The organism is Crateriforma spongiae (assembly GCF_012290005.1).
Classification (GTDB): domain Bacteria; phylum Planctomycetota; class Planctomycetia; order Pirellulales; family Pirellulaceae; genus Crateriforma; species Crateriforma spongiae.
On record NZ_JAAXMS010000005.1, the window covers coordinates 383,855 to 396,986 of the forward strand.

General features: G+C 51.8%; 4 protein-coding genes and 1 pseudogene. 1 reads left to right on the top strand and 4 read right to left on the bottom strand.

What is annotated here, in order from left to right:
• Positions 1-211: 211 nt before the first annotated feature.
• Positions 212-8,965, bottom strand: coding sequence for a dockerin type I domain-containing protein (locus HFP54_RS15505; RefSeq protein ID WP_168565817.1), 8,754 nt, complete (start codon positions 8,963-8,965; stop codon positions 212-214).
• Between the two features lie 131 nt (positions 8,966-9,096).
• Entirely contained in the window at positions 9,097-10,377 is a 1,281-nt protein-coding gene (locus HFP54_RS15510; RefSeq protein WP_168565818.1) for a hypothetical protein, read from the bottom strand.
• A 311-nt stretch (positions 10,378-10,688) separates the two neighbouring features.
• Between HFP54_RS15510 and HFP54_RS15515 the strand changes: the two genes are divergently transcribed.
• Positions 10,689-11,354, top strand: coding sequence for a helix-turn-helix domain-containing protein (locus HFP54_RS15515; RefSeq protein ID WP_168565819.1), 666 nt, complete (start codon positions 10,689-10,691; stop codon positions 11,352-11,354).
• Between the two features lie 211 nt (positions 11,355-11,565).
• On the opposite strand, the pseudogene HFP54_RS15525 reads toward HFP54_RS15515, so the two are convergent.
• Positions 11,566-12,665, bottom strand: a pseudogene (locus tag HFP54_RS15525) (IS3 family transposase).
• A gap of 234 nt (positions 12,666-12,899) precedes the next feature.
• Positions 12,900-13,046, bottom strand: a complete 147-nt coding sequence (locus tag HFP54_RS15530) for a hypothetical protein (protein ID WP_168565653.1) — start codon at positions 13,044-13,046, stop codon at positions 12,900-12,902.
• Positions 13,047-13,132 lie beyond the last annotated feature (86 nt).

Genomic DNA, 13,132 nt, shown 5'->3' on the forward strand with positions numbered 1-13,132 from the left:
TACGGTGCTCCGCTTCGCACGATGCAAAACGGGCAACCGTAGTTCGACTAACCCCCTCACAAGGTGGGGGACTTTCAAACGCCCATCACTGGTCCCTTTTGATCTCCCCGTCACAGCTTGGGTCCGAATATGTGCTCGAAGAATTCGGCATCTTACATCTATGCTCTACCCTGGAACAATATTGACCGACTCACTGAACTCCCGAGTGTACCTAACCATTGAAAAGATCCGAAACGTTTTCTGCCAGATCTCCGATCGACCCCCAAGAATGCTTGTGGCACAACTCGCCGTCCATCTGAAGGACAAATGTGGAGAGGTTCAGCGTTAGCTTAGTGAGCGTCGCTTTGCCTTGGTTTCCGAACGAAATCTTGTCTAAAAATGTGACAACTTTTTGACCGATTGGGGTATTAGTGAGGTCCAGTACGAATTCGTCTCCATCTGACTTCTTCAGTTCATTCTGAATGAATGTGACGTAAGGATCCGCCTCACCGGGAAGCATCTCGCGGATCGCTTCGTCCATCAGTTTGGTCATCACCTGAGCAAACGCTTGTTCGAAAGTTCCCGAACCAAAAATGACTCCGGCTAGCGCATCCAAGCCGTCGATGACCTCCTCCGATGCGCCTTCTTCTTCGAGCTGTTTCAAAACGACATCGACCACGGCGCCTTCGATAGACGCTCCGCTGAAGATATCTTCACTATCTGGGTCGCCGGAGAAGTCAAAATCAAACTCGGCAACATCCGTATCAATCGCTTCGCCCAATTCTTCGGGTTCGACGCCGTCGGGGATTTGCCAAATCAAGGCGAAACCAAGGTGAGGCGAATCCAGGTCCAATCCGTCACGACCGACCAACTCCGCCAAGCTCCCCTTGCTGCCACCGGTGATGCCTTTGATCAACTCGCCAGTCAGCGGCTTCTCCTTAATTTCGTAGTTGTAATTGATCGGCATCCAACGCAGCTCGATGTGCGGTGATTGGACGGGTTGCTGAAGGATCAAGGATTTCAAAAGCATCGGACCGAGAGCCTCGACTTGATCCTCCGCTTTGCGTTCGATCCAGGCGAGTAGATCGTTCATTTCCAATCGCATGTGTTCGCCGAAGTCGCGAATTGCGTCCTCGACTCCCTCGCCTCCGGTCAAGTAGATCTCGACGGCAACCTCAGCCGCGGTTTCACCACCGAAATATTCAACGAATCTTCGTGTCGCAAAGAAGACATTCTGAGCACCGAATTCTTGATAGAGAGCGTTACGTGTCTGGTCGTACTCGTCGGTAACCACCAGATCGGCCCCAAACACGCCTTTGATGAATTCAACAGGCTGCAGATCGGGAATCGACGCGTCGTCTTCGAGTGCGTCATTAAGTTTGCGAGAATCGTAACCGAGCCCCGGCCCAAGCTGAGCGTCAAGATACAGCGATCCGTTGCTTAGATTAAGCGATGTTTTAAAACCAGTTTCGATCTTGTAAGCAATGATTTCCTGGTCCAACGCGTCATCGCGTTTCTCACGTATCTTCTTTCCAGCATCCTTTACCCAATTGGAAACCTTACCACCGGCGTCTTTTGAAGCGTCGGAGAACTTACCACCAGTCTCTTTGGCTTTGGCGACGAAGGGCTTTGTCTTTTCTTCAACGACATCCAAGACTCCATTGGCGGTCTGGCCAGCGTCTTTGGCGTCTTGCTGGATCTGTTTGACGGTCCCATAAGGATTACGCTCCTTCACCGAATCGATGCGATCTTCAATGACAGCCCCCGCCTGGCCGGGATCTTGGATTAAAGTTTCCACGGCCGCAATATCGCTAGCAATGTCGTTGAAGACCGGGATGAGATTCTCCTTGACCTTCGGATCGAAACCCGCCGGTTTCGGCAGTGCATTCACTTTGTCGATGGCCGTCTGTGTGATTGCTTTTTTCTTTTCGTCGATATAGGTATCAACCCAAGTCTTGACCCTGATCGCGGCCTGTTCGGCTTGCTCGATTTTTCTGTCAAGGGGCTCTTTTGCTTTGGTCACCAAATCATCGACGTAATCGTCAGCCGTTTGCAATTGCTCCTTTGCTTCCTGTAGCTTTTCATTCCAATAACCATGCCACTCTGTAAAGCGTTCTTCGATGATGTCGAACTGGCGATCCTTCCAGTCGGTGTAGCTTTGGTACGCTTCCTCTAAACCAGAAACCTTAGCGAGTGGCCGCAACAACTGCTCGCTGACCCAATTATCAAGCTCTCGAATATCATTGTTAAATTCTTTGAGGATCTTCGCTTCCTGTTTGCTCCGCCAATCGTCCCACCAAGCGACCTTCTCTTCAAACTGTTCGATTCGGTCGCTTAGGAATTTTTTGCGAAGCTCAAGTCGGCGAGGACGCCAAACCTCGTCAAGATAGACTTTGTGAGCTTTCAGTGGATCGGTTACATTCTTCTCTTCTCTATCTGCATCCTCCTTCATTTCGGTGCGGTCGATTTCCGCCGCAGCAAGTTTCGCTTTCTCCTCCTGCGCAATCCTATCCTTTTCCTCATCGATGCGGTCTTGGGCTTCGGCCTGTTTGACAAGGGTCGAAAGGTAAAGTTCCATCTGAATGCGCACCTTGTCGCCCGAGTCCAGTATCTGGTCGGCCAAGTCAGCGGTGGGTGCTTCTGCAGCGATCGTTTCCAGGGCGTCGAGATATTGCCAACCGACCACACCAATAAAGTCAAGTGCCCCGCCGGCGAACAGGTCTCGGCCAACCTGTTGAGTGACAATATGTGGCTGGATGTACCGTGGGCCGTTGGCGTTGTTGACAACCGTTAGCTTTAGCTCGACGGCATCGCTCATCGGCGTGGCATTTCTTGGCGTATCAAAGATGGCATAAAGCACCTCGTTATTTCCTGGCGTTAGTTCAATCGAAGTGGACTCGCGCACTTCTCGCGTATCGGCGAGAACCCTTCCGAGCCGATCAACGATATGGAGGGATGTTTCGGAATTTCGCAAACCGTCGATGCGAATGGGCACACCTGCGTTAACGTGAAATTGGCGAATCTCCGATTGTCCCGCATTCGGTAGATTGATCGTGGCTGGCTCGCCGTAGGGAAGGTGGCTCGCTGCGGATAGCGGGCGAATCGCAAACTCGAAATCAATAGGTCGCCCGAATTCGCTAAGCTCTAACGTATATGTTCCCGGTGCCATCAAGCGAATGGGTAGGTCATTGTCTCCCAACCAGTTAAAGTCAGTAACGATCCCATCAGAAAAACTCACCCCTGACTCGTAAAACAGTCTGTATCCGAATGATTCTTCGGTAGCTTTGTCGAAATATATCAGTGATGGTTCGTCAATCGTAAATTGATATCGCTGCACATCCGATTCCAATTCGATCCGCCCTTGAACGAACTGATTCAGTGGCAATTCTTGGGCGTCCTGATCGATGATTCCTGGCGTCCAATGCACAGAATCGCCACCGAAGTTGTGGATTCGGACATAGAAGTATCCGTCACTGCTTGCCGTGACGGCTTCATCAACATAACTGCCGTCCTCATCGTCGTCGAAGCGGAAGCCATCCGAACGATACAAATCGGAACTGGTGCCAGCACCGTCGATGACAAAACGATCTCCCTGCTGAAGACGAATTTTATAAAGCTTCTCTGGTGAGTCTGCGTCGTCAAATTCAGTCAAAACAGGCACGCCAAGAGACACCTCGAAGGCTGTCGCGATGTCGCGTATCTCAAGTGTCGGCAGAAGTGAGGCGTCGGTGTTATCGGTAGAAACCTCGATAACGTTCCTTCCCGCTGGGAGCCACACGAACTCATCCGACTTCACGCTCCCGCGTTGATTTCCGAAACTATCAATTAGTTGCGACGAGATGCTATTATGAAAGTCGGAACTGATAGCAAAAATGACCTGCTTCGGCTCTGTAAGTTCCAGCACGTAGCGAAGAGGCGATGACAACGGTGCCAGTTCGATATTCGTCGGCGTATTCAAAGACAGAGTGCGGTCACCGACGATCGGATCGACCGCACCAAGTTCGTTCAATTCAATGGTTACGCGACTGAATTGAATCGTGTCCTCCCCAGAGGTCCCATCCATCCATACCCAATGGCCTTGATTGCTTCGAGCGATAAATTCTCCGTCTCCTTCATGGATGATGTCACCATGTGGATCACGGATCTGCAGTGATACGGTATCGCCCTCTTCATCGAAATGCGTCACCGAATAGCGGTAGTCGCTCTTCGGAGTGAACTGAAACGCCTGTAGTTCGTTGCTGCGTTGCAGAGTAATGCGTTCCGGTTGGCCAACGACCACAGACGGTGCGTTTGCCAAGTCAGTTACGCGAAATGAGAGCCGGCCTTCATTGTTATATTCTCGGTACGCTATTATCTGATAGTCGCCTGGCTGGCTCAAGTATTTGGCGTGGTTGTCAAGCAGATACCAGGCTTGGCCTTCGAATATGATTCCATCAGGCCCGACCAAGCGTAGATAATTGTCGACGGGTTCGACGTTGTCGAGCAAATCGACGACGATCCGTTGCCCGTCAGCCACGGTAAAGTCAAAGTGACGACTTGCGGTTTGGCGATCCAGTGGAACATCGACTATTTCGCCAATTGAGATGGCGACAGGATCGTGACGAACGGCCGCATGAAGCTGAACATTGAAGTAGACGTTGTCGCGAGTCGGTTCGGGTTTGGGTTCGCTGCGAATGCGTAACAAGTATTCGGCACCTGGCTCAAGTGTATGTATAGCATTCGGATGACTGAAGTCCGCTGCAAAGTTGCCGTAAGCGTCAAAGAGATGGATTTCTTCGACAGCGTCCTCTTCGCTGTCAGGCAAGATTTCGCCACGGACCAAACCGTCATCGGGAGCGACAAAGCGATAGATCCGGGACTGAGTGTCATCGGGTAGAAAACCCTGGATCGGACGATCAAGTTCAATCGTGGGAACCTGCGAAGCTTCAATGACCTGAATCCCGTAGTCACCCGATTGATTGCTGTCGGCGATGACGGTGATCGTGTACTCACCGGCAGGCAAATAGGCCGATTGCATGTAAAGATCGTACTCCGAAATCTCGACTTCCCGAATCGCACGGCCATTGTGATCGCGAATTTCAACTCGAAGGTCGTCATGAATCGATTCGGCAATACCCATCGGCTCGAAAATAACCAATCCCGGTTCGGCCAGGCGAAGGTCATGGACTTGTCCCTGACCATCAGCGTCAGTCGAACCTTTCCATTCGTGTACGCCAAGCAAGTTCGTCAATTTGGGAACCGGTGTTTTGACGAACGGCAGGGTGATTTGTTCTTGTTGTCCTGCGGCCGTTACCTGTGCGATCAGACGCAGTTGCGTTGTACCTCGATTCCAAAAAGGGTCATTCTCGGTCGGTAGCGACAACTGAATGCCGAGTTCGGCTGCTTCACCGGGTTGCAATGCTTCGCCAAAATCGACCGTCCCCAGCAACCGACTGGCAAGCGAGATATCATCTTCGTGGCTGAGGAAGAACGCGGTCGTGAACGGTTCGCTTTGTAGATCACCTTCATTGCTGACCGACACTTTAATGTCGATGGCTCCGCCAGCCTCCAGCGCCAAACCCGACTCAATTTCAAAATCGTCAATCTTCAGACCGGGTTGCAATTGTAGCGTCGCACCATTGCCAACGGCTGTTCGGACCGAATCACGTTGACGCCATCCAACAGTTTGCACTTCGGTTTCGCCAACGAACTTGACGGAACGAGTGTCGTAGCTCAGATCGTTGCTTTGCGACAACTCAACCGGTGTCCCCATCACCCGCCCCAGCGGATCGATGACGACTAAACTTCGTACGGACCCAGCAACGGTCCATCCGGCTTCGTTAATGTCCATATGAGCCACATCATCGATGACGGCATCAAGCGGTCTGACAAATACCGAAGCGTCATCATCAACTTTGCCCATCGCCAAGTAGGTTCGCTCTTCATGATACCAAGCAACTCGATAGTCGCCGGCTTCATTGATACCAATGCTGTGCCAAGCATTCGGCCCGGGATAACCCGATGGAAAGTCAAGATGAACGGCTGTCCCCAGACTCTCTCCGGTATCGGAGATGCTCTGCACCCGAACACCTTCGCTAGGCACAAACGCATGTCGCCAAGCGATCACACCTTTTCCGGAATTGTTGAGGGCAAGGGTCGCCACCAGAGCATCGGTGTCGCTAATGACAAGTCGTGTCGGATGTTCATCCAACGGGGTATTATCCGGACCGATACGCAATAGGTAGAGACTGTTAGCTTCCTCGCCGCCCGGCGGGTTCTCGTGTGATCCGTCAAACGCCATCAAGATGAGCACGTTACCGTCAGCATCGGCCGCCGCGTGAACTCGCGAGGGTCTGTAATCACCAAGATGAACACGTTCTCCCACCGTCTTCCCTTGACCACTCGCGTCGACCTGGGAGATTCGACTCAGGTACAGACCACTGTCGAATTCAACCTCAACCACCGCTGCCTGATCACCATAATAAGCATAATTCTCGGCATCAAACGGAAGCGACAGATCAGTCGTGGAGCCAAGTGACGTCTCTTGATCGGCCGATTTCAATAGTTGAGTCTGAAGTTTGGCGGTGGCGATGACTGGAACGGTGACGCCGACGGCATCGCCATACAAGATCGCGTTGTCAGCGAAATAGACAGGTCGTGCAAAGAACGTCGCTTCCGAGTCGCCCGGAACGGCGTGGGGCACGCCTGAGAACGAACCAAAGGTCAATGAGTTTTTCGTAGAGCGGCCAAGCGAGTAATCGACCGACTCATCAAAAACTCCGTCCCCGTTTGCGTCTTGAAAGAAATCGATTTGTTCGACGACAACGCTGGGATGGCTCGCACCGACTGACCGCAAGCGAATCGGATCCGCACCGCTATCTGAAATCGCTGGGACATTGATCTCGATGCGTTCGAGCGTCGGTTTGACTTGGATAACCTCGACTGTGAAATCAATGCGTGATGTGAGGGTATATGTGTCCTCGCCGGGGAGCGGATACTCATTATCTCCGGGATCAGGTGGATCTGCAGGTGAGGCGGCAACCACCGCGAATTGGTGTTGACCCGAGTCGGATTCGGTCGTTCGCCATTCGAACCATCCTGTCTGGGGATTTACCTTCAGAGTAGGGTATTCTGATATGCTTCTCCCCTGAAAAGCCGGCGCTTGATCTCCCGGAAACAGATCGTCTGGGAAATGATAAAGGGGAATTTTATCTCCGATCGGATGGATCGCACGAAATGGAATGCGTAACGTATCGCCCTGAACCACTTGAATGGGCTGATCAAAGTCGGTTTGATGCACCCAGATTGGCGGTAACTTTCTAAGGTTGCTGTCCGCTTGATCACTGGCGAAATCGTTCTTGGATGCATCCCAGTACTGCTCGAACTCGCTTCGCAGTCGCGCTAGTTCTCGCTGGACCCACTCAAACTTAGCTCGGTCATGGAACGCCTCACGAAGCGTCTCTTTTTCCCAGTTGTAAGCCGATTCAATTTCGTCGTTGGTTTGTTTGTAAGACTGTCGCAACTGGCCGATGGTATCGATCAGATCAGCCTGGGTTGCTTCATCGAACGACGAAAGATGCGCCGTCATTGTGTCGATCAAGCCTGGGATTTGATCATGGCGCAGATCAGACGCCATCTGCTTCCATCGCTGAACAAGAGCCAATCGCCCGTCATCGGGAGCGCGGTCGTCCACGATGTCAATTGCAATTCTGGCCAGCGAATCGTCAGACTCATCAAATGCGCTCAGGTAAACAAAGATTTCTCCATGAAGTGGCTCGTCCAAAACGACCTCGACTTGGTCGCTCTCGACATTGACTGTTACTGGAGCGGGAATTTCCGCCTCGGCATACGCGAGAAGGTATGGGTTCTCATAAATTGTCTCGTCCAACCTTGCCACCTGCGAGCGAATTTCACCAGTGGTCTTGTAGTCATCACGCCATTGCACCAAGTCCCCGTTGGGCATGACAAAAAATGCGTTCCCGGAATCGCTAAAGAGCCATTTCTCGTCCAGTCCGATCATGTTGAAATAATCAGAACCGGCGTAGTTTAGTCGGTACTCATCGTCGATCGCTTTGAGCGGATTGGCCATCGTGGCAAAGCCCAAAAGCTCGACAGAGTCGCCCTCAACGTCGAACGCTTCGAACGGAAGAACAATGGTCTCGTCAAGAATTGATGCGGAAATAACCGATTCGATTTCAATCTGCGGTGCGTCGTTCACCGGGGCCAAGTTCAGCGTCAACTCTTTGCGACCACTGGACTGTTCGCCATCATGCACCTCGTAGGCAATGATCTCCGTTCCGAAGAAATTGGGTGCCGGTGTATAGAAGTACTCACCTTGGATGAAGTCTAATGAACCATGGACCGGATCTTCCAATACCGTGACAATCAAATCATCCGGATCGTTATCTCCGTCGTACACAAGGTCCAAAAAGTTGATTGCCACCTGCTCATCTTCGGCCGACTGTCGAACATGAACGGTCGTCACCGGGGGGGCAGGAAGCACTTCGAGGTCCATGTCCCGAACGCCCGGAGCCATTGCCTGATCGACCCCGAAGAAAATTTGGAAAGCACCTCGGTTTAGAGCATCGCCGAGAATTTCTCTTATTTGTCGATCTGTCAGGTGAAAGTACCCTGTTTCGTCTATGTGAATCGATACGTCAAACCACTGCATCTCGGCGGGACCTTGCACGCCGAGATACAGCGATCTTTCGGTCGCGAAGTTGAGCCGTCCCTCGAAACCGAGGTCGAACGTGCGTTGGTCTCGATCCGTATCACCGTCCGTTTGAGTGTCATTGAGCAAGCGAAACGTGGCTTGCGGAACAGGAGCGTTTAAAGCATTGATGACCAACAAAGCATCCAATGCAGAAGCCTTTTGATCACCGGAGACATCGAGGTATCGGTCGCTGGTACCCGCTCCACTGCCGTTAGAACTCGACTCTGAATTGAGATGATTGATGATTTGCAATGCATCGAGAGCGGAGATCTTAAGGTCATTGCTTACATCCAACGGATTGCCAGGGTTTTGAATCTCAGCGGCTAACAGTTGCCTTTGCTCAAGAGATTCAACGCGAAGTGTCCTGTCGCGTCTCCTTCGATCGTCGCAATTGACAAGCGTTTGAGATGATCTTCGTTTTGTTCTCATCGGGCCGTTGTATTTGTAATTAATGAAAGTGGATGAATGGTTTGGATATATGTAGATTGCGGCAGTTGGCTACTAATGGGGAGTGGCTTCAGCAATATCGCCGAGGTCCTGTCTGAATTTTGAAAGGTAACATTTCGTGTCACGCGAACTGCTAACGTTGGACATCGTGCCGTTAAGGATTGATTCGGCGGCCCGTACATCACCCATGAGGTACTGCACCCAGCCCAACGTTGACTGGGCGTCTTCGATGTTTGGAAAACGCCGGGCGTTCGACGTCGCGATCTGCAAAGCTCGACCGAGCCGTCCTTCATCGGACCTTTCCACCGGCACTGGTGCGAACTGACGTCTGATCGCAAAGTAGATGGTGTGTTCTGATGCGGCTTTAGGAGTGGTTCGGCCTTTTCAAAGCGTTTGGCTATTCGATAGGCCGGCCCCGTGACGAAGTCGAGATCGGGGTTTATGTCGACGGGAGCTTCGACCAACTCGATGACGGATAATGCTTCCTCCGCGTGGTTATGGCGAATCGGCCAGTGTTCAAGCCCCAAACAAACTTTGACGCTGTTGTCCCTTTTCTTCTCTATTCCGATGCGGAGCCTTTCTTCGCGCATAGCGAGGTCTTCCGGTTGCTCACAAAGCGATGCAAGGAACAATTCACCGATCGCTACGATTTCGTCTGACTGGTAAGCTTTACGCACACATTCCTCCACCGCTTCCATGTCGCCCGCATGAAACAGAGATCTGGCTAGCGCTAGCTCATCAACGAGTTCTTGCTTTTTGGCCCATAACTCGGCGTAAAACGGCTTCGCGGCCTCCCGATCTGAACGACGTGTCCCGATCGCCGCATTGAAACTCATGACTCTCGCACGTGTTTGCTGGCCAAACTCTTCATGCAACTTATTAGGCGGCGACAACAACTCGGATGCAGAAACATGCAGCCAAGCCTCATGCCCTCGGTTGTGACACGCTGCAAATCGTGCGAAAGCAAGCCTCCGATCTAAGTAGCATTCGTTCTCAACCGCAAGCAATTCCAGAAGAGTTAACGATTCTGGGACAGGCTGTGGATCCACCAAACACGGGTAGATCAGGACTACTGAAGAATAAAGGTTCCGCTGCTGAATTTGAACGGACTGAATGAAGTCTCGGCTGAAACGACAATTTCCCAAGAAGGCTTCGTGTTCTGCTTGACTGAGCAGTGTTTTGGCCGCGCAATTCAGGTCGCTCGAGTTCTCGATCACCGTGATGAGGTCGGCAAAAGCCGAGCCGATAGAAAGCAGCATTATTGCATGCGTGAGGCAAAAAAATTGTTGGAGTCGAAATTTCATTGCTCCAGTGAGACCATTGCTTGGTTTTCAGATCTTGGTGGTGTGAACGTTGTGGGGGAATGCTTTTTCAAGGAATTAAGCTGCGACAACCAGCACAAGCACGGGAATTTTGAATGTCCTGTTCGCACTGAGACAGCCAATGGCTACAATGGGGGATTCGGTAAGCGTAGTATCTAGCCGTTTGCTCCAACAGGAACACCACCGGCACGATTGCCTTTGGCCACCGGAATACTCTGCAACTGCTGCTTGACCCATGCAAATTGGTGATGAAAGTGAAACTGATCTCCGGAAAGTCTTACTCGATCAATCGCCATCTTTTACGAGAAACGCGACTGATTTGTGGTTTGACTCAGTACGAGTTGGCGATCAAAGCAGGATATAGCGAACGAGTCATCCGAAAGGCCGAACGGGAAGGAAGAGCCTCGGGGGCTACGATCGAGACGCTTGCCGAGACCCTCAGTGAACACGGGGCAAGCGTCGGTGTAGAGGCATTCATTCAAAATCCCTTGATGGTGACTCAGCGTTTCATGCTTCTTTTTGAGCAACATCACCATCGGGTACTCGAGCACTGTGGCGACCTTTTTACTAATGATTTTGTTTTCATTTGCCACGGGCCGAAGGGCAGCCCTGTCGCGGGAGAGTTCTACGGCGTCGATGGATTTCAAGTGTGGCTTAACGGCTTTTTCCAAATTTTTACTCGAGCCACTGACCATCAACTAAACCCCGAGCTATTTCCGGGAGAAGATTCCGTCGTCGTCAGGTACGAAGAAGTGGTCACCGCTGCAGGACTGAAAAGCCCACCGATCTGGGTGAATCTGCACTTTAAGTTTTCCGGATGCCAAATCGAGAAGCTCTGCGACGAATACGACACTTACACCGGTGATGATTTCCTCAGGAAAGTGTTGGCCGCAGAGGCCGAGCGTAGCGTCTAATCTCGACTTTTTCCGTTTTCGAGTCGGTAGATTCGTTTAGGGAAAAGCAGCTTCATTGCGCAAGAATAGTTACTCCTCACAGTTGCAAACCGAGCAAGTAAGCTGCCATGATTTGCGTGCGCCGTGATTTTAGGCCGTTGCGCGATGATCTGTTATCGGCGCTGACCTGCTACCAAAACCTGTACCAACCTTGGTGAGAAAACCAGAGTCTTCATCTTGCCAGGCTAGCCTGGCAAGATAAAGCGAATTCTCTGGGGGCCAGGTTGCCCAGAGCGCTGTGTGGTCGGTGTTCGTTGTAGTCAACTCGCCAAGCTTCGATTTTCTACCGTGCGTCCTCAAAGGACAAGAACTAGTTTTCGTTGAGGCATTCAGTTCGGAAGCTTCCATTGAAGGACTCGATGAAAGCGTTGTCCGTCGGTTTTCCTGGACGACTGAAGTCGAGTGGCACCTTGTTGTCGTACGCCCAATGGTCCAGAGCCTTTGAAGTAAACTCGGGACCGTTGTCGACCCGAATCGTTTTTGGAAGCGGGCGATCAGCCGCAAGGCGATTCAAAACCGCCACGACATTGCTTCCACGAAATCGCTGGCCCATCTCTATCGCGATACTCTCACGAGTAAAAAGATCGACTGTCGTCAACCGACGGATCTTGCGGCCGTCAGACAACTCGTCGGACATGAAATCCATCGCCCAGCAAGCGTTGACGCAAGTCGTCTCGGGGCGATCGACGCGTGTGCGGCAACTGACCCGACGCTTCGGTGTCTTCCGTCGCAAACCCAGCTGCTCTTCGCGATAGAGGCGATAAACGCGTTTTGCATTGAAGTTCCAACCTTCACGACGAAGCAAGATATGCAACCGACGGTAACCGTAATGAACTCGAGTCGCTGCCAGCTCCCTTAAGCGCATTCGTAGTGCGGCCTGATCGTCCTTCGTGGATTCGTAGCGGCAAGTCGAACGAGCCAGGCCAACCAAACTGCAAGGGCGACGCTCGCTGATTCGGTAGCACTCTTTGGCTCCTTCCACGCATTCACGAAGGCAAGCAGGACTCAAAGCTTTTTTGACAAGACATCCTGCAAAATCTGCTTGTCTAAACTCAAGTCAGCAACCAACGACTTCAATCGCTTGTTTTCCTCTTCCAAGGACTTCAAGAGACGGAGTTCTTCCACTACCTAACCATCGAACTTCTTCTTCCATCGATAGAACGTCGGTTGGCTCACGCCCAGCTTGCGGCACACTTCTTCGACCGGCGTCCCAGTCTCGGCCTGTTTGAGCGCAAATGCGATCTGCTCGTTCGTAGAACGGGATTTCTTCATGGTCATCATCTCTTTCAAAATGACGGCCAAATTTAGACCCGATTTTCTCGCTTCCAGTGGCTCAGTTTTTCGGTTGCAGGTCAACGTTCTAGTGGACCAGCAGATTGATCCGGAGGTTATCTCATTCCTGGCTCAGTTCGACCAGAAAGTGCACTGGACGAAATCGTTCGTGAGGGGGGCCAGACGCATGCTCCAGTCAGCCAGCAATGCCGAAGTCGGCGACTTCATCGCCCATCATGCCCATCGCACCGACCAACAAGGATGGCGGTTGGTCGTCAAGAACGGATCACCCAGATAGAAGTTCTTGCCGCAGAACGTAACGACGGCTTGCCCGCTGATGTGATACCGATAGCCGGGCTGGTCGGCCTTTGGACGTGGCATGAGTCACCCTTCCAATACGTTCTTGATATCGAAATATCAAGAATGACACGGGAATGGGTCGCTCAGCCGTCAGGCTGGTAACGCTT